The following is a 23,308-nucleotide window of genomic DNA, read 5'->3' as shown; positions in this document are numbered from 1 at the left end:
TCCATGTTGTATTATCTCTTTGAGTATTTAGACAAAACTTACGATATACCTGGGGCCGGTCTGTTTAATTTTATCACGTTCCGGGCGGCGATGGCTATTATTCTGTCGCTTGTTATTGCCACGGTTTACGGTAAGAAAATTATAGACTATTTGCGTAAAAAACAAATTGGGGAATCTATTCGTGACCTTGGTCTGGATGGTCAAAATGAAAAAACCGGAACGCCAACAATGGGAGGTATCATAATTATTCTGGCAACTTTGGTTCCTGTTTTATTGTTTGCAAAACTCGAAAATATTTATGTAATCCTATTGATTGTAACCACAATCTGGATGGGAACAATTGGTTTTATAGACGATTATATTAAAAAATTTAGAAACGACAAAGAAGGCTTGCCCGGCAAGTTTAAGGTAATTGGACAAGTTGGGCTAGGACTCTTTGTGGGCGCAACCATGTATTTTCACCAAGATATTGTGGTACAACGCACAGTCTCAGAACCCGCTAATAATACTGAAGTAATCGCGAAGGAGCAGACAAACAAGCTTTATGTTAAAGATAAGGCCATGTTAACCACGATTCCTTTTGTAAAGTCTAATGAATTTAACTACTCCAAGCTCATTAGCTGGGCAGGAGAAAATTATAAAAGTTATGTATGGTTAATTTTTATACCAATCGTAATTTTTATCATAACCGCAGTTTCAAATGGTGCAAATCTCACTGACGGAATAGATGGGCTAGCGGCCGGAACTTCCGCCATTATAGGGGTGACGCTCGCGTTGTTCGCCTGGGTTTCTGGTAACGTTATTTTTTCAGACTACCTCAATATTATGTACATCCCCAACACGGGCGAAATGACCATTTTTATAATGGCCTTTGTGGGGTCGCTCATTGGTTTTTTATGGTACAATGCCTATCCAGCGCAAGTTTTTATGGGCGATACGGGAAGTTTAACTATTGGTGGGATTATCGCCGTAATTGCAATTGCCGTTAGAAAGGAATTATTGATCCCCATTCTCTGCGGCGTCTTTTTAATGGAAAATCTATCCGTGGTTTTGCAGGTAGGTTGGTTTAAATACACAAAGAAAAAATTTGGTGAAGGACGCCGCATTTTTAGAATGTCGCCCCTACACCATCATTACCAAATAAAGGGTTTCCATGAAAGCAAAATTGTAACTCGATTTTGGATTGTGGGAATATTTTTGGCGGTTATTACAATCGTAACCTTAAAAATACGGTAGAGACGCAAAATAATGCATCTCAGCTTGAAGTGAAGCAATGATTGATTCACTGGTAACTGAAAAAAGATGAAAGAAAAGTTGGTGATTCTGGGAGGAGGCGAAAGCGGAATTGGAACTGCCATTTTGGGGAAGCAGCAGGGGTTTGAAGTGTTTGTTTCAGACTTCGGGAAAATAAAAGATAAGTACAAACAAGTTCTTATAAATACTGGGATTGAATGGGAAGACGGAGGTCATTCTGAAGAAAAGCTTCTTCCTGCCCATCTGGTAATGAAAAGTCCGGGAATTCCTGAGACGGCGCCAATAGTCCGGAAATTGCATCAACATGGTATTGAGGTAATTTCTGAAATTGAATTTGCTTCAAGATATACCGAAGCTACTATTGTTGGCATTACCGGAAGTAACGGAAAAACCACTACGGCAAGCTTAACATACGAATTGCTTAAAAACGGCGGCTTGAATGTGGCTTTGGGCGGAAATATAGGGAAGAGTTTTGCAGAACAGGTTTCTGAAGCAAAATATAAAAATTTTGTTCTGGAGCTCAGCAGTTTTCAGCTAGACGGAATTGAAGCTTTTGCACCACATATTGCGCTTTTGATCAATTTAAGCCCCGATCATTTGGATAGGTATGATTATAAATATGAAAATTATATCGCATCTAAATTTCGGATTATAATGAATCAGACCGCGCAGGATTATTTTATATATGATGCCGATGATGTTGAAATTGTAAAGTGGCTTTCAAGAAATTCCATAAAATCACAAAAACTGCCTTTTTCCACCAAAAGAGAATTGAGTCAGGGTGCATTTATAAAAGACAATGAAATACGAATAAAAATAAATAATAAAAAATTCAATATGCCAGTTAAAACCATAGGAATCCAAGGAGAGCACAATGTGAAGAATGCTATGGCTGCTTCAACAGTTGCTACATTATTAAGAATACGGAAACAGACCATTCGTGAGAGTTTGGAAGGTTTTCAAGGGGTTGAGCATCGGCTTGAAAATGTTTTAAAAATCAATAATGTCTTGTATATAAACGACAGCAAGGCAACGAATGTAAACGCTACATTTTATGCCTTAGACAGTATGGATAACCCAACCGTTTGGATTGTAGGGGGTGTTGACAAAGGCAACGATTACAACGAATTAATGCCCTTGGTAAACGAAAAAGTGAAGGCTATTATTTGTCTAGGCGTGGAAAATGAAAAATTGATATCCGCTTTTGGAAATATTGTAGATACAATTGTTGAAACCGATTCAATGGCAATAGCAGTAAAGACAGCATACCAACTGGCAGAACGAAATAATACGGTTCTGCTTTCTCCGGCCTGTGCAAGTTTTGATTTATTTGAAAACTATGAAGACCGTGGAAGACAATTTAAGGAAGCAGTTCGGAATTTGTAAATGGGTTTTCATCGGGAAAACTTAAAGCAATAGGCTTTCAGTATTCAGAATTAATTATAGATGAAACCTGAGGAGGAGAGATTTGAGGTAAGGCAGAAAGTAGAAAAGAGAAAGTCGGTGCCGTTACAAGAACAAGAAGTAAAAAAGAATATAGAATAAAAAGTGCGAAATATTTTTAAATACATACAGGGCGATCGGGCAATCTGGGGAGTTGTAGGCCTTCTGGCACTTATTTCCTTTATGCCTGTTTACAGTGCCAGCAGTAACCTGGCATACCTGTATGGCGATGGAAGTACGTTTCCGTTTCTGTTCTGGCATTTTGCACATTTAGTATTAGGTTTCGCGATTTTGTACGGGGTTCATAAAATTCCGTTTCATTATTTCCGAGGCCTCTCAATTATAGCGATTCCATTTGTTATTGTGTTGCTGGCTCTTACAATTGCTGAAGGTACAACCATAGATGGAGCTAATGCCAGTCGTTGGATTCGGGTGCCGTTTGTAGGAGTTACCTTTCAAACTTCAACTTTGGCAGGTGTGGTAATGTTAACGTATGTAGCGGGTTATCTATCGCGAGTAAAGGATAAAACGCTTACTTTCAAACAGACTATTCTGCCTTTGTGGGTTCCGGTATTTTTGGTGCTCGCACTCATTTTGCCTGCCAATTTCTCTACAACGGCCATATTCTTTGCAATGGTAGTGGCTTTGGTGTTTGTAGGGGGGTATCCTTTGCGGTATCTGGGTATAATTTTAGGTGCCGGTTTAATTTTTCTTACCCTTTTTGTGCTTACGGCAAAAGCATTTCCGGGAACGTTTCCAAACCGTGTGGACACTTGGATAAACAGGGTAGAGAACTATACCGATAATAAAGACACAGAGGCTGATTACCAAATAGAAAAAGCCAAAATTGCTATTGCATCTGGAGGTATTTCGGGCTTGGGTCCTGGAAAAAGCGTTCAGAAAAACTTTTTGCCACAGTCATCATCAGATTTTATCTATGCGATAATCGTTGAGGAGTTCGGACTTCTAGGAGGTCTGTTTCTATTGTTATTGTATTTGTTTTTATTGTTTAGAATTGTAATAGTGGCGCATAAATCTGCATCCATATTCGGCAAGTTGTTAGTAATTGGCGTAGGCTTGCCCATTATTTTTAGGGCGATGATAAACATGGCTGTTGCGGTAGAGCTGTTTCCGGTAACAGGACAAAATTTGCCATTGATTAGTAGCGGGGGAACTTCAATCTGGATGACGTGCTTGGCAATAGGAATGATTTTAAGTGTAAGTGCAAAACGAGAGGTGGTTGCAAAAGAAGAAGCAGAAGAAAACCCATTAGATGTATTAAGTGAAACAATTTAAGCTAAGAACGAGCTATTAATCGTTTAAAAGAATAGAGAGAAAAAAGAAAAGAGTAAAGAGAAGTGAAACCTAAAAAATTCATCATATCAGGCGGAGGTACCGGAGGGCATATTTATCCTGCCGTTGCTATTGCTAACGAATTGAAGTCTCGTTTTGCCGATGCTGAATTTTTATTTGTCGGCGCCAAAGATCGAATGGAGATGGAAAAAGTACCACAAGCAGGCTATAAAATTAAAGGGCTTTGGATTTCTGGGTTACAACGAAGCCTGTCTTTGCAGAACTTAGTGTTTCCGCTAAAACTTGTTTCCAGCTTGCGTAAATCTTACGGTATTCTTAAGGATTTTAAACCAGATGTTGCTATAGGGACAGGTGGGTATGCTAGCGCTCCATTGTTGCGTATGGCTGCCATGCGAGGTGTTCCCTGCCTTATTCAGGAGCAAAACAGCCACGCCGGAATCACAAATAAATGGTTAAGTGGACGCGTTCAAAAAATTTGTGTGGCCTATGAAGGAATGGAAAAGTTCTTTCCACCAGAAAAAATTGAACTAACGGGAAATCCTGTACGCCAGGATTTACTAAACATTACTGAAAAAAGAGAAGAAGCCATATCATTCTTCAATCTGAATAAAGAAAAGAAAACGCTTTTAGTTCTCGGTGGAAGCTTAGGGGCAAGAAGCATAAACCAGCTTATTAAAAAGTCTTTGCCTCTGTTTCATAAAAATAATCTTCAGGTAATCTGGCAGTGTGGCAAATACTATGAAGAGACCTATAAAAACAGCGGAAATGAAACGGTACAGGTGCATACTTTCCTAAATAGAATGGATTTGGCTTATGCAGCGGCAGACATTATTATTTCAAGAGCAGGGGCGCTTTCGGTTTCTGAATTGTGTTTGGTAGGAAAACCAGTATTGTTTATTCCTTCGCCAAACGTGGCGGAAGATCACCAAACTAAAAACGCAATGTCAGTCTCAGAAAAAGATGCAGCTGTTTTAATTCGAGAGAATGACCTAGATTCCAGTTTTGAAAGTGAGTTTTTAGAATTAATTAATTCCGAAGAAAAGCAAAAGGAGCTTTCAAAAAATTTAAAAAAACTTGCAAAACCAAATGCAACACGGCATATAGTTGAAGAAATAGAACAATTATTGAAAAACACAGCAAATTGAATAACCTTAAAAACATACAAAGCTTTTATTTTGTAGGCATCGGCGGTATTGGCATGAGTGCACTTGCCCGTTATTTTAAGATGCAGGGGAAAGCTGTATATGGTTATGATAAAACTTCAACCGCTTTAACCGATGCTTTGATAGCTGAAGGAATTCCAGTTGCTTTTAAAGATGATAGCGCTACAATTCCGGAAGCCATAGTTTCTAAAAACAAAGTTCTAGTTGTTTATACGCCGGCAGTTCCGGAGAACAACGCTATTTTAAAGTATTTTCAATCAAAGAGCTTTTCAATTATAAAACGAGCCGCTTTATTGGGGGCAGTATCTAAAAACACACTTTGTTTGGCCGTTGCGGGAACACATGGAAAAACTACAACTACCGCTATTTTAGGGCATTTACTGGCAGAATGCAACATGCCCGTTACCGCATTTTTAGGAGGAATTGCAGAAAATTACAACTCAAATTTCATTTTTAAGGGCGGCCAAATAACTGTTCTAGAAGCCGATGAGTTTGATCGTTCTTTTTTGCAGCTTCAACCAGATATTACATGCATCACTTCAATGGATGCCGACCATTTGGATATTTATGGCAATGCATCAGAGCTAGAAAATACTTTTAAAGATTTTGCCAATTTGGTGCAAGACAAAGAAAGGGTTTTAATAAAACAAGGGCTTCCGCTTGCGGGCAAAACGGTGGCTGTTGAGGATACAGCAGATTATAGGGCTGAAAATGTAAAAATTGAGGATGGAGCTTATGTTTTCGACTTATGTACGCCTTTAGAAACATTTAGGGGGTTAAGGTTTAATCTACCAGGGCATCACAATTTAACCAATGCTATTATGGCCTTGGGGATGGCGGTTTTGGCCGGGGCTCCAAAAGATGATTTGCCCAGTGCTTTAGCAACATTTAAAGGCGTTAAAAGACGGTTTTCATATAAAATTAAAACTGAAAAAATGGTGTTGATTGATGATTATGCTCATCATCCTACGGAACTCGATGCGTTATATCAAGCCGTGTCTGAAATGTATCCAGATGATCATAAGCAAATTGTTTTTCAGCCCCATCTGTTCAGTAGAACGCGAGACTTCGCCGAAGATTTTGCAAAAAGTCTCTCCAAATTTGATGAAGTAGTCTTACTTGATATTTATCCCGCCCGGGAAGAGCCTATTGCGGGTGTAAGTTCGCAATGGTTGTTAAATCAGGTTACTGCGGTTGAAAAGAGGTTGGTTTTTAAATCGGCTTTGCCCGAAGTTATGCTGAAATCCAAATGCAGGATAAAATTATTGGTCGGCGCCGGCGATATTGGTTCAGAAGTAGCAAAAATAACTGAAAAACTGAAAGATGAAGCATAGTTTAGAAATATTAAAATTTGTGTTTTTGCTTGGTTTGCTTGGCTTTCTTTTCAGTTTTACTAAGAAGCGAAATGATGCTAGGAAGATAACAAAAGTTGAAGTTGAATTTGTAAATGATGACAGTCCTTTTATAACGCACAATACAGTTAATAAATTGTTGATACAAAATCATGACAAGCTAACGGACATAGGGAAAGAAGCCTTAGTTTTGAGAGAGATGGAACAACGGGTGTTAAAGAACCCTATGGTTCGGAATGCACAGGTCTATGTAACTGTAGATGCGGCGCTAGGTGTAAAAATTGAACAGCGCAAGCCCATTGGTCGAGTGTCGGCTTCGCCTGACTATTACATAGATTCAGACGGAAAAGCAATGCCGTTGTCAGAGGTTTATTCGGCAAGAGTGCCATTAGTTACGGGATCATCAGATTCTAATTTTACTGAACTTACAAGCTTGTTGCTTAAAATTAGAGATGATGAATTTATGCAAACGAGCGTTGTGGGGCTGGATAGAAGAAAGAATGGAGATATTGAATTGGAACTGCGAAAAACAAACTTAAAAGTGTTGTTTGGAGCACCAAAAAACATTGATAAAAAGTTTAAGAACTTTAAAGCATTTTATAAAAAAACAAAAGAAGACAGTACATTTTTTGGGTATGATAAAATCAATCTAAAATTTGACAGTCAGGTAATTGCCACAAAAAAATAAGGCTATGGAAAATGAGAATATTGCTGTAGGATTAGACATTGGAACTACTAAGATAGTTGCTATGATTGGAAGAAAGAATGATTATGGCAAAATGGAGATTTTAGGAATCGGGAAGGCGAAAAGTCTTGGCGTACATCGTGGGGTGGTTAACAACATTACCCAAACCATTCAGTCTATCCAACAAGCGGTACAGGATGCTGAAACGGCTTCTGGAATAAAAATATCAGAGGTTGTAGTAGGTATTGCAGGACAGCATATACGAAGTCTGCAACACAGTGATTACATAACGCGCGAAGACGGAGAAGAGGTAATAACCGAGAATGATATAGACAGTCTTTGTGGCCAAGTACACAAACTGGTTATGCTCCCTGGTGAAGAAATTTTGCACGTATTGCCTCAAGATTTTAAGGTGGATAGCCAAGCAGAAGTTACGGAGCCTATAGGAATGTACGGGGCGCGTTTGGAAGCAAATTTCCACGTAGTTGTGGGGCAAGTGTCTTCCATCCGGAATGTGGGTAGGTGTATAAAAAGTGCTGGTCTCGAACTTTCAGCTATTACTTTAGAGCCTTTGGCTTCCGCAAAAGCGGTTTTGAGTCAAGAAGAAAAGGAAGCTGGAGTAGCATTGGTTGATATTGGCGGCGGAACTACTGATGTGGCAATTTTTAAAGATGGCATTATTCGGCATACAGCTGTAATTCCTTTTGGCGGAAATGTTATTACCGAAGATATAAAGGAAGGTTGTTCTATCATAGAAAAGCAAGCCGAACTCCTAAAGATAAAATTTGGGTCTGCTTGGCCGGGTGAAAATAAGGATAACGAAATAGTTTCAATTCCTGGGCTTCGTGGAAGAGAGCCTAAAGAAATCAGTTTAAAAAATCTTTCAAAAATAATCCATGCTCGCGTAAAAGAGATTATTGAGCAGGTGTATATGGAAATCAAAAACTACGGCCATGAAGATCAAAAAAAGAAACTTATTGCCGGAATAGTGCTAACTGGTGGCGGAGCACAGCTTCAGCATATAAAACAGTTGGTTGAGTATTTTACTGGAATGGACACCCGTATAGGTTACCCCAATGAGCATTTGGCCGGCGACAGCGATGCTGAAACTACAAGCCCAATGTATGCCACTGCAGTTGGTTTAGTGCTGAACAGCTTGGAGAGTAAGGGAAAATCATCGTTGATGAAACGATTTCCCGATGAAGAAAAAGTGAAACAGGAAATAGAACATGAAGAAAAGGAGGAAGAACAGCCAGAAGTTGAAGAAAAACAAAAAGGAAAAACCCGAAAAGATCGACAAGGGTTTTTTGATAAATGGGCCGAAAAATTTAAGGAATTTTTGGATAATGCCGAGTAAAAGCGTCCAATTTTAGTCCTATAAAAATCGGGAATAACGAGTAGAAGAAAATAAAAATTGCAATAAAAAAATAATAATTATGAGCAGCAACACAGAATTTGATAACATTTCATTCGATCTGCCCAAGAACCAATCAAACGTGATTAAGGTAATTGGCGTAGGAGGCGGAGGAAGTAACGCTATTAACCACATGTTCAGTCAGGGCATAAAGGGAGTCGATTTTGTAATATGTAACACAGATTCACAAGCATTGGAAAACAGCCCCGTACCTATTAAAATCCAGTTGGGAGTATCCTTAACCGAGGGCTTAGGCGCAGGAGCAAACCCAATGGTAGGCGAACAATCTGCTGTTGAAAGCATGGAGGAGATCCGCAGTATGCTTACCACTAACACCAAAATGGTTTTTATCACTGCAGGAATGGGGGGTGGAACCGGTACTGGTGCAGCTCCAATTATTGCAAAAATGGCCAAGGATATGGACATTTTAACGGTGGGTATAGTTACTATTCCTTTCCAGTTTGAGGGAAAAACCAGAAATGAACAGGCTCAAATTGGCGTTGAAAAACTACGTGCTAATGTAGATTCGTTAGTGGTTATCAATAATAATAAATTGCGTGATGTTTATGGAAACTTAGGCTTTAAGGCTGGTTTTTCAAAAGCTGATGAAGTTTTGGCCACCGCTGCTCGTGGTATAGCCGAAGTAATTACGCACCACTATACGCAAAACATTGACCTTCGCGATGCCAAAACCGTACTTTCAAATAGTGGCACCGCAATCATGGGAAGCGCTACTGCTTCTGGTGCCAACAGGGCTAAAGAAGGAATTGGTCGCGCTTTGGATTCGCCATTGCTTAACGACAATAAAATAAAAGGAGCCAAAAACGTATTGTTGCTTATCGTTTCTGGATCAGATGAAATTACGATTGACGAAATAGGCGAAATAAGTGATCATATTCAAAATGAAGCTGGCCACAGCGCCAATATTATTATGGGGGTTGGCGAAGAGGAAAGCCTAGAAGGATCAATATCAATTACCGTTATTGCAACTGGCTTTAATTTTGAACAACAAAACGAAATTGTAAATACCGAGGCTAAGAAAATTATTCATAACCTTGGTGAAGAGCAAAAAGCAGAGCAAAACCTAACACCAAAAACCACTGCTGCATCTGTTCCTTTACCAGAGAAACCAAAGCCTAAGCCACAGCCCAAAGCTGAAACTGAAGCGCCTGTAATAAAGCACACTTTGTTTGATACCGAAGAGGAAGAGGAGAAGGAAGAACCGCCTTTTGAAGGCTATGTTGAAACCACGGCATTGTTAAAAAGCCTTGATATTTCCTATGAAGAAGTGAAGGCAAATAATGTTGAGCACGTTGATCAAGCTGAATTAAATAAAATAGACGTTAATGATTTTGTTATTGTAGATGCTTCAAAACCTGAAGAGCAGGAAGAGATGAATACTTCTGAAATGGCTGCTGAAGAAAATGATGATCAAATGTTGATGTTTGACCTTCCTATTAACTCAAGCTCTAAAAACACTTCGGAAAAAAGAGAAAATGATGAGCCAAAATTTTCAGAATTAAATGAAATTGAAGTTCAAGATCACGTTGAAGTTGTTCCGGTTACAGAGGTTTCTAACGACGGCATAAAACGCTATAGTTTAGATGATTATCAAGATGTGGAGGAGCATTTAAACAGTGCGAAACCATCAAAAGCTGCCGAAAAAAAGGAAGTAGATGAAGAAATGGAGTTTCAAACCAGAACGGAGTCAGCTCCCCAAACCGAAGAAAAGGAGCCTCAAGAAGCCGAGGATCCTTTAAATTCGCCAATTTCTAAAGTGCTTAAGGATCGTGCCGAAGAGCGAAAAAGAAAAATGAAGGAGTTTAACTATAAGTTTAAGAATAGTCCCTCGCGAATAGACGAGATAGAAAAACAGCCTGCTTATAAGCGTATGGGCATTGATCTGGACGAAACTAAAAACGAATCGAATATTTCGCGTACTTCTGTTAATAGTGAAGATGATGAAATTGAATTGCGTAAAAACAATTCCTTCTTACACGACAATGTAGATTAAATTTAAGATTAACACTTAATGCAAGACCTGAAATCCACTTTAGATTTCGGGTCTTTTTTGTAAATATTTAAGCCAAGTCATAAATCGAACATTTATCTGTTTCACATTTACGGTTTATTCAGTATATTCGCAGTCTATAAAAATACAGAAATGGGCTTACAGGAAAAGGTTATGGAGGCTATGAAGGCCGCTATGAAAGCTAAGGACACACAATCATTAGAGGCATTGCGTTCTGTGAAATCTGCCTTGCTTTTGGCACAGACGGAAGCGGCTTCTAAAGATGGATTATCTGAAAAAGAGGCACTAAAGCTCTTGCAAAAACAAGTAAAGCAACGTAAGGATAGCGCTGCCATTTATACGCAGCAAAATCGTCCAGACCTTGCTGAGCCAGAATTGATACAAGCAAAGGTTATTGAGCAATTTTTACCTAAGCAATTAAGTACAGATGAGGTTAGCAAATTGGTGGAAGAGATAATCGCTGAAACTGGAGCTTCTTCTATGGCTGATATGGGAAAGGTTATGGGGTTGGCCAGTGCTAAAGTAGCAGGAAGAGCTGATGGTAAAACCATTTCATCAGTTGTAAAAGAAAAGCTTTCCTAAAATAAATAGGAAGGGTTGCTTGAATAAAGTGTACGTTAGGATACTGAACACTGCGTACTGAATATTAAATACTAAATTACGGCCGCGTGGCGCAACTGAATAGCGCATCAGATTTCGGCTCTGAGGGTTGGGGGTTTGAATCCCTTCGCGGTCACGAATAAATAGTAAAGGCAATTCTAAAATTGAGCTCGCTCAAAATTTTAGAATTGCCTTTTATATTTTCAAAACGGAGCTTTTAGGGATCACTGAAGGTAATCCCTTCGCGGTCACGACAATCAAAAAACCACGTTCGTTAGGATGTGGTTTTTTTTGTGAATACCTCAAAAAAACAGGTGCTGGTTTTTTGCAGCGTATTGTTTCTTATTTGCAACATTGCCTGCTCTAGGGCTATGTAAACTATTACTATGTGTCGAGCTTGCCGAAAGTCATTATATTCAATTTTTACTTCCGAGATTCACCTTACTCTTCCACGCTTAAAAATGTGTTCCAACTCATTAAAAATCTGTTAATTAATACGACTTTATTACGGTTTTTCTTGCATTATTTTTACCTTTTTGGATGAAAATAAGTTAAACAAAAACAGCTATTATGTTTACAATAATTAACGGAATTCCCGAAGATATTTTGGGTGTTGTGATTTCTGGAAAAACCACCGAAACCGATTACGACCAACTCAATCCATTACTAGAAAAACACAAAACCATGAACGGAGCCATCAAGCTTTTTGTTGAAATAGACAACTTAGATTATACGGCCAAAGCAATGTGGGAAGATTTTAAAGCGGGTCTGCATTACTGGCAGGCTATAAAGTCTGTAGCAATAGTGACCGACAAGAAAATGCTTGAAAATTCATTGGAAGCCTTAGGAGCGGTTGTTCCGGGAATGAAGATAGAAGGGTTTTCCTTAGACGAAAGACAGAAAGGTTTAAATTGGTTAAAAAAACAGGAAAACTAAGTCAGGGTTTTACTAAACTCCAAACTGTTTAAGGTGATGGTCTAAATGCTTATACTGCATCTGGCCCCATTGCTGCTTGGTAAAATAACCAAAGCCCGGGTGCTTTTTCCATTCTTCTTTATGGCGCTGGCTTTTAAAATTGGCCAGTAATAGGTTAAGCTCCTTCTTTTCAATATCAAAATCCTTGGGTTCGCGCTCTTTTAAAAACTTGGCGGTAGGTAGATTCTTGCGATATGGGGTATCGTTATAAAGCATTTTTTTAAAGAACAATTTGGCCAAGAAATTTGGTTTTAAACCATAATCATCATCTTTTAGCATAATATTTAATGTGCCTTGACAGTGATGCAGCATTTGCCCTACGGTCATCTTGCCCCATTCTTTTTGGGAGTTTTTAGACAGTTTATTTATTCTATCTAAAATTTCGGAATAGGCTTCGGGATTAAATAATGAATTCATTTTGTAGTTTTTACATACGCTAAAGCTATTAAATTATTTGCTGTTTTTATGAATTGCGGCATTGTTTTTAAAATTTGATGCAGCGTTTAAACATTCATGCTTATCTTTAGGGAAATAGAATTAGGTATGGAAGAAAACAACTCATTTTCCATCAAAAACTGGAATGAAGACGATCGCCCAAGAGAAAAGATGTTGCTAAAAGGTCGCGTTGCCCTTAGCGATGCCGAACTTGTGGCTATTCTAATTAGTTCGGGTAGCCGTAATGAAAGCGCAGTTTCGCTCAGTAAACGCATCTTAGCTTCTGTAGCCAATAATTTAAGCGAATTGGGAAGGCTCTCAATAGCCGAATTAATGGAGTTTAAGGGTGTTGGCCAGGCAAAGGCAGTTTGTATTGCCGCTGCCATGGAACTAGGCCGAAGGCGACGAACTGGCGAGGCATTGGAACGGGAAAAAATTACATCTAGCAATTCAGTCTTTGAGTTTATTCAGCCTATAATTGGCGAGCTTCCGCATGAGGAATTCTGGATTATCTATTTAAACAATTCAAACAAAGTGATAAAGACTTCACAATTAAGCAAAGGGGGCATTACTGGTACACTTGTGGATATTCGCTTGGCGTTTAAGGAAGCGCTTCAGCTTGGCGCGGTAGGTATTATTTTAACCCATAACCATCCTTCAGGTACCTTAAAACCAAGTCACGCAGATATTCAATTAACCAAAAAACTAAAAATAGCGGGCGATAGTCTAGACATAAAGGTGCTGGATCATCTTATAGTTACCGAAAAATCGTATTTTAGCTTTGCCGATGAAAATATGTTGTAACTCCTTATGCTGTTAATCTACACCAAAAAACTCACGCCCCGAATTTCTTATATTTTTAAGCATATTGGCTTACGTATTTTAGGAATTGACCTCACCTTTACCTCGGGTATAGAAGAATTTATTGCCCATAGCGGTCCAAAAATTTCCTATGGAAAAAAGCCGATGGGGAACGAACTCTTTTTTCAAAGTTATGGGCTTTTGGAGCAACAGGGTATTGAATCTGTTGATGTTACGGTAAAAAAGTGGAACGATACTTACGGGTTTTTTTCTGTCTCGTCCAGTAGCGCACTTCCTTTTGATATCTTTTCCTCTAGCTTTTATATGATAACCCGTTACGAGGAATACCTACCACAGGTAAAAGATGAAATGGGGCGTTTTATGGCTTCGGAAAGCTTGGCCTATAAGGAGGGTTTTTTAGAGCAACCTATAGTAGATATCTGGGCGTATTTGTTAAAAGATAAGCTTTTAGAGGTGTATCCTGAAATGGAGTTTCCAGAGAAAAAAATTACCATTCACCCTATAATTGAAGCGGTCCAGCCATACGCATATAAGCAAAAGGGGCTTTTTCGATCGGTGGTGGGTTATATCAATAGCTTTTTTAAAGCTGAATTTAGAAAGATCATTGCTCGTACACAGGCAATAGTTGGGTTAAAACGAGACCCCTTAGATACTTTTAAATGGATTGTAAACATTGCTACTAGAAGCAATTTTGAGCTTACTATCTTCTTTCTTTTGGGTAATTCGCTTTCCTTTAATGAAAGCATGAATACCCATAGACAAAAGTTTAAGATGCTCATAAAATATGTAGCTGATTATAAAGAGGTAGGATTGGTTTTTTCATATAATTCATTGCGTAATTATGAATTGCTTAAAAATGAAAAACGAAGAATGCAGGAAATTACCAATCGTGCACTGGTAAGCTCAATGAATGCCGAATTTGTAGTAAACTTACCCGATATTTATCGTCATTTGGTGGAGTTACAGGTTAAAAGAGATTTTACAATGACCTTCCGCGAGGAAAATGGATTTAGGGCAGGTACCTGTACGCCTTTCTTATTTTATGATTTGGATTACGAAGTGAAAACACCGCTTATTATTCATCCGCCGGCCATGTCAACCGCCGCTTTTCAGCAAAAATATGTTTCAGATATTGAAAAAACTGTACTTAACGCTGTTGAAGCTGTCGAAAAAGTTAACGGTACCTTTACAATGATCTTTTCAAATAAAGATTTCTCCCCTATTGAAGAAAACAAAGTATGGCGCCGCATTTTTTCAGAAAAACTTCAGAAATATGTATAACAAAGTGATAACAGATGTTTTCTTTGATTTAGATCATACCCTTTGGGACTTTGATCGGAATTCTGGTTTGGCATTTCAGCGCGTTTTTCAAAAGCATAACATCCCGCTTTCGGTGACCGAATTTTTACAGAAATACGAGCCTATTAATTTAGGCTATTGGAAGGCATACCGAGAAGAACGCATTACCAAAGAAGAACTTAGAAGAGGACGGCTTACCGAAACTTTTGATGCGTTTAAAATGAAGTATTCACTAGATATCATAGATGCGCTCGCCACTTGTTATTTAGAAGAACTGCCCGGAGACAACCATCTTTTTACGGGGACGTTTGACCTTCTGGATTATTTGAAAAAAAAGTATCACCTGCATATAATTACTAATGGCTTTGAAGATGTGCAACATTTAAAACTTCAGAAAAGTGGTATTAACACCTATTTTAAGAGCGTAACTACCTCTGAAGATGTGGGTTTAAAGAAACCGCATCCATCGGTGTTTAATGCAGCTTTGAAAAAAGCTTCAGCCCAACCGCAAAAAAGCATGATGATCGGGGATAGTTTTGAGGCTGATATTCTCGGTGCTAGCAATGTGGGAATGCATACCTTGTTTTTTAATTATCGGAAAGAAAAAGTATCCCCTTCTTACCCTTTTGTGAATGAACTTTTAGAAATTAAGCATCACCTATAAATAATATTTTAGGCGTAAATTCGTTAGGTATTAATAGCTTATGCCTAATGACAAACAAAATAATTTCCCCACTTACCTTATCAGTATTAATAGTACTCTTCTTTACGGCTTGTGTAAAAAACACAGATTTTGAACAAGGCGAAAATGTTGTTTTGACCCCTACTATTGATTTGAATCTTATCTATTTTAACTTGCGAACGGAAGATTTTTACGACTCCATTACGGCAACTCCCATTCTTACCCTTCGTGACACTACAAAAGTTAAGTTTTTGGATGACAGCACTCTAATGAAAAACTTAAAAAGGGCTGAGTTTTACTTTAAGTTCACCAATAGCATTCCACGCGATTTTCAAGTTGATTTTCAATTTTTAAGTGAATTTAACGATACTACGTATGTTACGGAAACTGGAGTAAATCAAGGTACAACCGCAGTACCTGTGGAGACCGAATTTATTGAAAATGTAGAGGGTAATGCTATTTCAGAATTGACCAAGGCAAATAAAGTGGTGGTTTCGGTAACTATACCTGCTGGCAGTGATAGCCTAGATGGCGTACTGAACCTAAAGTCAATGGCCACGTACTATTTCGAGAACTAATACCATGCGAAACTTAGTTGTTTACATATTTTCCCTAATGGGCTTTTTTGCTGTTTCGCAAAACAAGCAGATACTCTACGGTTTTAACGATGTGCCGCAGTCGCTGTTGCTGAATCCAGGTAGTAAAGTTTCGCAGAAAAATCACTATGGCATTCCATTTCTTTCGCAAATACATATTAATGGAGGAGCTTCAGGAGTAGCTGCTTACGATATATTTAAAGTGGGAAACGATGATATAAATGACCGCATTAGCCGTAAAATATTTGAAATGAAAAACACCGATTTCTTCACTGCTACCCAACAGTTGGAGTTAATTAATTTCGGTTGGCGTACAAAGGGTGATATCTATTACTCGGGCGGTATTTATCAAGAACTTGATTTTATAGCGTATTTCCCTCGAGATCTTGCCATTTTGGCATGGGAGGGAAACCACGATTACGTAGATTACAATTTTGATTTGGGTGAAATAAGTTTAACGGGAGATTTAATGACGGTTTATCATTTTGGTGCCAATAAAAAAATTAATGATAAACTTACCTTGGGAGCACGCTTAAAGCTATATTCTAGTATGATTAGTTTCCGAAGCGTAAATAACGCGGGAACTTTTACCACGCGCTTGGGCAATGACGAGGCCAATAATATATATGAGCATATTGTTGAAAATGCTGATATTACCATGGAAACTTCGGGTTATGCTTCATTGGGTGATGCCGAAGGCACTGGAGAGGTGACCAAGAAAATTTTAAGTCGCGCACTCTTTGGTGGAAATATAGGAGTAGGTCTAGACCTTGGCTTTACCTATCAATTTAATGAAAATTTGAATATTTCGGCCAGTGCATTAGATGTAGGTGCCATTTTTCACACTAAAGATGTTGAAAACTATCAAATTAAGGAAGATAGCTATACCTTGGATGGAATAAACTTACTTTTTCCGCCCTTGTCAGATTCAGAATCTACACATCCATATTATGAAAATCTTGAAGAAGAGCTGGAACAAAAGTTGGATACAGTTTCTGCGGGTTACACCCAGTTTAGACCGGTAAAGGTCAACGCTGGAATAAATTATGGCTTTGGTAGGTTTATTACCTCTGGAGCCTGCGATTGTTTGAATATGGGCGGAGAGACTTTACATTTGCAGGGGGTCGGATTTCAGTTTTACGGGGCTTTTAGACCAAAAGGACCACAGTTGGCCGGTACGTTTTATTATTTTAGACGACTAACAGAATTTCTTTCTGCAAAAGCTACATACACTGTAGATTCGTATTCTTTTTCTAATGTTGGCCTTGGGGTTTCTGCCACTGTGGGAACAGTCAATTTCTATTTGGCGGCAGATAATCTGCTTGCGTACGGAAACTTGGCAAAAGCAAAAAGTGTATCTTTACAACTCGGTTTTAATTTAATAATAGACGATTAATGATACGATATTTACTACTTTCCATAAGCTTGCTGCTGGGAACCCATGCTATTTCGCAGGTTACAAACCTAAGCGACTACCATTATGTTGTTGTACCCGAACAGTTTGAGTTTTTAAAAGGAAAAGATCAATATAAAATGAACTCCATGGCGAAGTTCTATTTTGATAAAAATGGATTTAATGCCTATTTTTCCGATTCGGCTCCTAATGCAAACCGCTGTGACGGCTTGTTTGCTAATGTGGAAGAACTAAATACCATTTTAGGTACCAAATTACAGGTGGTTTTAAAAGATTGTAATGACAAAGAAGTATACCGCGGTGGTGAAGGTAAAAGTAAATTCAAAATGCATAAAAAGGCCTATCAAGATGCCTTGCGTAAAGCATTTAGTAGCATAGAGCTAATGCATGTTGACCAAAAAGATGTTGTTCTTTTGGAGCGCAGCGATAAAACTGTTTCAACTACTGACAGGGCCAAGGTAAAGGAAATTCTTGAACCCAAACACAATAAAGTACGTCAAGCTTCTAAGCATTCTGGAAACTTATTGCCAGACGCCAAATATTCTAGCTATCTAAATTCGGGAAAATCCTTTTTGCTGCGTAAAACTTCTGAAGGTTATACGCTATACGAGGAGGATGCCGATGCAGAAGATGGTCTAGTACTACAGGGGAAAGTTATAATAATGGATCAAATTCTGAAATATATGGATGCCGCCGGAAATGTTTCGGATGCTACATTTGATTCTTCAGGAAACCTTACTGTTAAAAAAGATGGTGCTTCACAAGTTTATAAAATTCAAAACTAAAAGTTGTATTTAGTCTTCCAAAGCTGCTTTAAATAGTTTTTAAGGGAGTTTTCCTTTGGGTTGTTTCCTGGTCGGTAAAAATTGGTTCCCTTTATTTCTTCGGGTAAAAATTCGTGTGGCACAAAATTGCTTTCATAATTGTGCGCATATTCATATTGCTCGCCGTAACCCAATTGCTTCATAAGTTTGGTAGGTGCATTTCTTATGGACAACGGCACCGAAAGATCGCCTGTTTGCCTTACCAATTGCTGGGCTTCTCCAATGGCTTTATAGGAAGCATTGCTTTTAGCCGAAGTTGCCAAATATATAGCACACTGGCTTAAGATAATCCGAGCTTCGGGGTAACCAATAGTGTTTACCGCCTGAAATGTACTGTTTGCGAGCAGCAGGGCATTGGGGTTTGCCATACCGATGTCTTCAGATGCCAATATCACCATTCGCCTAGCTATAAACTTGATATCCTCGCCGCCTTCAATCATTCGCGCTAGCCAATATACCGCTGCATTGGGGTCGCTTCCACGAATTGACTTTATAAATGCCGAAATGATATCGTAATGCTGATCTCCAGTTTTATCATAGAAAACTGTGTTTTTTTGTGCTTTTTGCATCACGAGGTCATTGGTGATAACAACCTGATCAGTAGTTTCTGAAAGGACTACCAGCTCTAATATATTCAATAATTTACGGGCATCGCCTCCAGAAAGCCTAATAATGGCTTCGGTTTCTTTGAGCTCTACCTTTTTCTGCGCTAAAATGGTATCTCTTTTTAAAGCGCGCTGGAGTAAGGCCTCCATATCTTCCTTGCTGAAAGATTCTAAGACATAAACCTGGCACCTGGATAATAGGGCAGGGATTACCTCAAAGCTTGGGTTTTCTGTTGTTGCGCCTATAAGTGTTACCCAACCTTTCTCAACAGCACCTAAGAGTGAATCTTGCTGCGACTTGCTAAAGCGGTGAATTTCATCAATAAAAAGAATGGGGTTTTTGGTAGAGAAGAGGTTGTCACTTTTCTTTGCTTTTTCTATTACTTCTCTAACCGCTGCAACGCCACTATCTACTGCGCTTAAGGTGTAAAACGGACGTTCGCTTTGTTTGGCAACGATATTGGCAAGGGTAGTTTTTCCAGTTCCGGGTGGACCCCATAAAATCATAGAGGGCATCATTCCCGTATTTAATTGGGAGGTCAACGAGCCTTTGGGGCCAATTAGATGTTGCTGACTTAAATATTCTTCAAGCGTATTTGGCCGGATTCTTTCGGCGAGTGGTGCATTCATATTTTTCAAAATTACAATTTTATTAAATCGGTTTCACTGACAATTTATCATAATTTTATTTCGGGTGCATTTTTTGTACTAAAGTCAGTGATTCAAGGAATTTTTGCTAGATTTAAGCTAGACTTTGTAATTACATTTAGCTTCTGCCTGTGAATAATTACCTTTTATAGTTTCAAATATGACAAATACTAACCCATTAAAACTAAGTCCTGAAGTTATTGGTTACCCAGTGCTTTTTGTAATGCTGCTTTGGATTGTTTTCTGGGTAGAGTCCCGCTTTGGTATCAACTTAAACCGTTACGGAGTGTACCCAAGAAAACTAGAGGGCCTGCGCGGTATAATTTTCAGTCCCTTTATTCATAGTGGCCTAAAACACCTTTTTAATAACTCGGTTCCTATTTTGGTCCTATCGTCAGCACTTTTTTATTTTTATAGAAAGATACGTTGGAAAGTGCTGATTTATGGGTTATTGTTAACAGGGTTGGCTACTTGGTGTATTGGTAGGCCTTCTTTTCATATTGGTGCCAGTGGCGTAGTCTATATGCTCGCCGCATTTTTATTTTTTAAAGGCATTTTCTCAAAACAGTATCAACTTACGGCATTGTCTCTGGCCGTTGTTTTTATATACGGCGGAATGTTGTGGTATGTGTTTCCCGTTGATCCGGACATTTCCTGGGAGGGGCATCTCTCCGGTTTTTTTATAGGATTAGTCTTTGCTTTTTTCTTTAAAGGAAATCCAATCGCACCTAAAAAGTATGATTGGGAAAGGGAAGATTTTAACCCCGATAACGATCCGTTTTTACGGCAATTTGATGCGGATGGCAATTTTATTGAACTTCCAAAAGAACCACCAGTAGAAGAATTAACCGAAGAAGCAACCGAAGAACCAAAGGAAGCTCTAGCAAAAGATATTTCCGCGAAGCCTGACAATAGTGTTCGGGTGGTTTATACCTATAAAAAAAGTAACCGGGAAACGGGTGATTAGATAAGTCTATCTGCGTTGCCGAACAACCTCATATAAAAAGGCACCACAAGCTACCGAAACGTTCAACGAGTTAATTTCTCCGAGTAGGGGGAGGGAAGCGCGTTGATCTACTAAACTGAGAACAGATTTTGAAACTCCTCGTCCTTCAGAGCCCATGATTATGGCTAAAGGTTCTTTTAAGTCTGTGTTGTAAATCTCAGTATTTGTTTTTTCAGTGGCTGCTAATGTTGTTATTCCTGAACCTTGAAAATAGAAAATAGCATCTTTTATATGTTCTACTTTGCAAATTGGGATATTAAAGATAGCTCCTGCTGAGGTTTTAACGGTATCGCCCGATACTGGTGCCCCACCTGTTTTTTGAATAATTACAGCATCTACGCCGGTACATTCTGCGGTACGGAGAATTGCTCCAAAGTTGCGCACATCGGTTATTTGGTCTAAGATTAAGAACAATGGTGTTTTTTCACTTGCCAGGGCCTTTTCTACAACGCTTTCGAGACTTTGGAAAGACACGGGAGAGGTAATGGCAACAATGCCTTGGTGATTACCTTTGGTAAGCCTATTTAGCTTTTCAAAGGGAACCCTGCTCACAGGAATGTTTTCTCGATCCAGGTTTTTGACAAGGTCTTCAATTTTGTCACTATCAATTCCTTTTTGAACAAAGACTTTGTCAAATACAACTTTAGACTTTAAGGCTTCTACAATCGGGTAGATTCCAAAAATGGTGTTTGTTTTATTGCTCATAGCGTGCTTATCAATATTTGAGTGCGAATAGGTTGGGTTTTGCTTGCAAAGATATTGTTTCTGGAAGTGTAATTTAAGGAATCGCTGGGTTGATATTAAAAAAAAAGAGGCTGTCTGATTTAAATCGGACAGCCTCTTCGTTTTAAAAGTGCTAGGTTATTTATTTAAATAACTCGGCAGTTACTTTTGCTCCAGATATAACACCATCCCCTGATTGAACTTGCAAGGTAAGTGGAGTTTTCTCTTCGGTTAAAGAAACATCGATTCCAGTAATTGTAACCTCACCAAATCTTTCATTTGCTAAGATTTCAACAGTTTCTGTGAAAGAGTAGTTTTCAGCTGCAACTTCAGTTTCGTCTGCAACTACTACTACATTAAATGTTCTGTCAACACTGGCGGCTTCAGAGATATATACATCTACTGATTTATCTCTTGTGCTTCCTTCACGTACTTTAATATTTACGTTAGCTTGAGTAAAGCCGATTATTGGGGCTCTATCTGCATCGTAATCGTCGTAGGTTTCACAGGAAACGCTTGTAAAAACCAAGGCGAATACCGCTAATACTATACTTATATTTTTCATATTCATGTTTTTAAAGATTATTAATAGCCTGGATTTTGCTGAATGTTATTGTTAACGTCTATAACGCCTTGTGCAATTGGCATCTGAAGCTTATTACTTCCAGCTGGTAGTGTTTGTTCGTCTGTTGGTACTCCTGAACCGTCAGCTAAGTCACCAAATCCACCACGATCTACGCCTTGACCCCAACGCTTGATGTCGAAAAATCGTTGTCCTTCAAAAGCGAACTCCAAACGTCTTTCTAATTTTATTGCGTCTAGAAGAGCAGATCCTGTTTCGCCTCCTGCAAAAGAAGAGTATCTTCTACTTCTCACTTCGTCTAGGGCATTTCTTGCAGCGGTTTCATTTCCTAATCGGAAATTAGCTTCAGCTTTGTTCAAGTAGGCTTCAGCTGCACGTAGAATTTTGATATCTACAGTACCGTCTGTTAAACCATCTCTACCCAATTGTTTTTTAACAATGTTAAAATCACTTCCAGCGTTACTAGCTTGTGCAATAAAGGCATCTTTTCTGATATCCTCATCTTCAAACATAGTAAAGAAGTCATAGGCTACAACAAATTCAGGCTTGAAATTGTTTAGGTTTGATCCCTGTCCCCAGGTTACACCAACTCCAATTCCTAATACTCCAACTTCGTTTGGAATGGAAAACAACAATCCGTCTTGGCTAGCGTCTTCCCAAACACCTACTACATTATCTATAGCTGCAGGCTTGGTACTTACCATATTTGCAGTGCTAGCAGCAAGATCGTTTTTACCCATATATAGATAAACTCTTGAAAGTAAAGTGGCAACAGCCTCTTTATCTAATCGTCCTTCTGGATTAGATTCATTAATGTTTGCTAGGGCGTCGGTAAGGTCGGCTACAATATTGTCATATACTGAACCAACGTTATCTCTAGCTGGCAACATATTTGCGTCTGCTGTTGTAACATAAGCTACACCTAAGCTACCGTTTGCATCACCGGATTGTGTTGGGATTTTTCCAAAGAAACTTACTGCGTTAAAATGAACCAATGCACGTATTGCTTTGGCTTCTGCAATAATATTATCTTTAGTTTCTCCTTCCAGATTATCTATGTTTTCCAAGATAAGGTTTACACGGTTTGCAGTAACATAGGCTGCGTTGTATAAGCCAAACATTGGTCCGTCTGATGCGGTATAGCGCCAGTTGTGTAAATCTCTACGTGAACCTCTACCGGCTTGTGCGGTGGTTACGTTGTCTGCCAATACATCTGGTGCGTCAAGCATTCCGCCACCATCGCTTCCGCCATAAAGAGCTCCACTGGTTAACCCACTGTAGGCTCCTCTAATGGCGTTGTCGAAATCTTTTGCCGACTGATAGGCGTTTTCATTACCAAAAGAATCGAATGGCACTTGTTCTAGTTCAGAATCACACGAGGTGAATCCTACTACAATCAATGCTAATACTGATATTTTTAAAATTATTTTTTTCATTTT

At 38.8% G+C, this 23,308-nt stretch carries 22 protein-coding genes and 1 tRNA gene; 18 read left to right on the top strand and 5 right to left on the bottom strand.

Translation table 11 applies throughout. The annotated features are described in order from the left end of the window. Positions 1-3: 3 nt before the first annotated feature. The 11 genes from mraY (at position 4) to QPK98_RS00855 (ending at position 12,193) form a co-directional block, all read left to right on the top strand. Complete coding sequence (gene mraY, locus QPK98_RS00905; RefSeq protein ID WP_310991138.1) at positions 4-1,236, top strand: phospho-N-acetylmuramoyl-pentapeptide-transferase; 1,233 nt, start codon at positions 4-6, stop codon at positions 1,234-1,236. A 66-nt stretch (positions 1,237-1,302) separates the two neighbouring features. Next, positions 1,303-2,640: a UDP-N-acetylmuramoyl-L-alanine--D-glutamate ligase gene (gene murD, locus QPK98_RS00900; protein WP_310991137.1), complete on the top strand. Its 1,338-nt coding sequence runs from the start codon at positions 1,303-1,305 to the stop codon at positions 2,638-2,640. Between the two features lie 162 nt (positions 2,641-2,802). Then, positions 2,803-3,993 (top strand): FtsW/RodA/SpoVE family cell cycle protein, encoded by a 1,191-nt coding sequence (locus tag QPK98_RS00895; protein ID WP_310991136.1) that lies wholly within the window; start codon positions 2,803-2,805, stop codon positions 3,991-3,993. Between the two features lie 62 nt (positions 3,994-4,055). Continuing rightward, positions 4,056-5,156, top strand: coding sequence for an undecaprenyldiphospho-muramoylpentapeptide beta-N-acetylglucosaminyltransferase (gene murG / locus QPK98_RS00890; protein WP_310991135.1), 1,101 nt, complete (start codon positions 4,056-4,058; stop codon positions 5,154-5,156). Continuing rightward, entirely contained in the window at positions 5,153-6,508 is a 1,356-nt protein-coding gene (gene murC / locus QPK98_RS00885; RefSeq protein ID WP_310991134.1) for a UDP-N-acetylmuramate--L-alanine ligase, read from the top strand. The genes murG and murC overlap by 4 nt, the downstream gene beginning before the upstream one ends. After that, positions 6,498-7,214, top strand: coding sequence for a cell division protein FtsQ/DivIB (locus QPK98_RS00880; protein ID WP_310991133.1), 717 nt, complete (start codon positions 6,498-6,500; stop codon positions 7,212-7,214). Before murC ends, QPK98_RS00880 begins: the two co-directional genes overlap by 11 nt. 4 nt (positions 7,215-7,218) lie before the next feature. Next, a complete protein-coding gene (gene ftsA / locus QPK98_RS00875) occupies positions 7,219-8,568 on the top strand; it encodes a cell division protein FtsA (protein WP_310991132.1) in 1,350 nt (449 codons plus the stop codon). Positions 8,569-8,647: 79 nt separating this feature from the next. After that, complete coding sequence (ftsZ, locus tag QPK98_RS00870) at positions 8,648-10,639, top strand: cell division protein FtsZ (protein ID WP_310991131.1); 1,992 nt, start codon at positions 8,648-8,650, stop codon at positions 10,637-10,639. Positions 10,640-10,789: 150 nt separating this feature from the next. Next, entirely contained in the window at positions 10,790-11,239 is a 450-nt protein-coding gene (locus QPK98_RS00865; protein WP_310991130.1) for a GatB/YqeY domain-containing protein, read from the top strand. 80 nt (positions 11,240-11,319) lie between these two features. Then, a tRNA-Arg gene (locus QPK98_RS00860) sits at positions 11,320-11,393 on the top strand. Between the two features lie 434 nt (positions 11,394-11,827). After that, a complete protein-coding gene (locus tag QPK98_RS00855; RefSeq protein ID WP_310991129.1) occupies positions 11,828-12,193 on the top strand; it encodes a SpoIIAA family protein in 366 nt (121 codons plus the stop codon). A gap of 12 nt (positions 12,194-12,205) precedes the next feature. Here the strand turns inward: QPK98_RS00855 and QPK98_RS00850 are convergent, their stop codons facing one another. Continuing rightward, positions 12,206-12,649: a DUF1569 domain-containing protein gene (locus QPK98_RS00850; protein ID WP_310991128.1), complete on the bottom strand. Its 444-nt coding sequence runs from the start codon at positions 12,647-12,649 to the stop codon at positions 12,206-12,208. A 126-nt stretch (positions 12,650-12,775) separates the two neighbouring features. Between QPK98_RS00850 and radC the strand changes: the two genes are divergently transcribed. Genes radC through QPK98_RS00820 form a run of 6 tightly spaced genes read left to right on the top strand, consistent with a single transcriptional unit; the run spans position 12,776 to position 18,265 of the window. Further along, complete coding sequence (radC, locus tag QPK98_RS00845) at positions 12,776-13,471, top strand: RadC family protein (RefSeq protein ID WP_310991127.1); 696 nt, start codon at positions 12,776-12,778, stop codon at positions 13,469-13,471. 6 nt (positions 13,472-13,477) lie between these two features. Beyond that, positions 13,478-14,770, top strand: a complete 1,293-nt coding sequence (locus tag QPK98_RS00840; RefSeq protein WP_310991126.1) for a DUF7033 domain-containing protein — start codon at positions 13,478-13,480, stop codon at positions 14,768-14,770. After that, positions 14,763-15,452 (top strand): YjjG family noncanonical pyrimidine nucleotidase, encoded by a 690-nt coding sequence (locus tag QPK98_RS00835; RefSeq protein ID WP_310991124.1) that lies wholly within the window; start codon positions 14,763-14,765, stop codon positions 15,450-15,452. The genes QPK98_RS00840 and QPK98_RS00835 overlap by 8 nt, the downstream gene beginning before the upstream one ends. Positions 15,453-15,499: 47 nt before the next feature. Beyond that, positions 15,500-16,048: a hypothetical protein gene (locus QPK98_RS00830; protein WP_310991123.1), complete on the top strand. Its 549-nt coding sequence runs from the start codon at positions 15,500-15,502 to the stop codon at positions 16,046-16,048. Between the two features lie 4 nt (positions 16,049-16,052). Further along, positions 16,053-17,462: a DUF5723 family protein gene (locus QPK98_RS00825; protein WP_310991122.1), complete on the top strand. Its 1,410-nt coding sequence runs from the start codon at positions 16,053-16,055 to the stop codon at positions 17,460-17,462. Then, on the top strand, positions 17,462-18,265 hold the full coding sequence (locus QPK98_RS00820; protein WP_310991121.1) for a hypothetical protein: 804 nt from the start codon (positions 17,462-17,464) through the stop codon (positions 18,263-18,265). The genes QPK98_RS00825 and QPK98_RS00820 overlap by 1 nt, the downstream gene beginning before the upstream one ends. Here the strand turns inward: QPK98_RS00820 and QPK98_RS00815 are convergent. Beyond that, positions 18,262-19,539 carry a replication-associated recombination protein A gene (locus tag QPK98_RS00815; protein WP_310991120.1) on the bottom strand — a complete coding sequence of 426 codons (1,278 nt, stop codon included), beginning with the start codon at positions 19,537-19,539 and terminating at the stop codon, positions 18,262-18,264. The genes QPK98_RS00820 and QPK98_RS00815 overlap by 4 nt on opposite strands. A gap of 178 nt (positions 19,540-19,717) precedes the next feature. Here QPK98_RS00815 and QPK98_RS00810 point away from each other — a divergent pair, with 178 nt between their 5' ends. Continuing rightward, positions 19,718-20,524 carry a rhomboid family intramembrane serine protease gene (locus QPK98_RS00810; RefSeq protein WP_310991119.1) on the top strand — a complete coding sequence of 269 codons (807 nt, stop codon included), beginning with the start codon at positions 19,718-19,720 and terminating at the stop codon, positions 20,522-20,524. Positions 20,525-20,530: 6 nt separating this feature from the next. On the opposite strand, the gene rlmB is transcribed toward QPK98_RS00810, so the two are convergent. The 3 genes from rlmB to QPK98_RS00795 form a co-directional block, all read right to left on the bottom strand. Further along, positions 20,531-21,268: a 23S rRNA (guanosine(2251)-2'-O)-methyltransferase RlmB gene (rlmB, locus tag QPK98_RS00805; protein WP_310991118.1), complete on the bottom strand. Its 738-nt coding sequence runs from the start codon at positions 21,266-21,268 to the stop codon at positions 20,531-20,533. A 160-nt stretch (positions 21,269-21,428) separates the two neighbouring features. Then, entirely contained in the window at positions 21,429-21,851 is a 423-nt protein-coding gene (locus QPK98_RS00800) for a hypothetical protein (protein WP_310991117.1), read from the bottom strand. 20 nt (positions 21,852-21,871) lie between these two features. Further along, positions 21,872-23,305, bottom strand: coding sequence for a RagB/SusD family nutrient uptake outer membrane protein (locus tag QPK98_RS00795; RefSeq protein WP_310991116.1), 1,434 nt, complete (start codon positions 23,303-23,305; stop codon positions 21,872-21,874). Positions 23,306-23,308 lie beyond the last annotated feature (3 nt).

It is taken from the genome of Aequorivita marina (assembly GCF_031631895.2).
GTDB classification, from domain to species: Bacteria; Bacteroidota; Bacteroidia; order Flavobacteriales; family Flavobacteriaceae; genus Aequorivita; species Aequorivita marina.
Note: the sequence above shows the minus strand (reverse complement) of the source record. Positions and strands in the feature narration are given on the sequence as shown.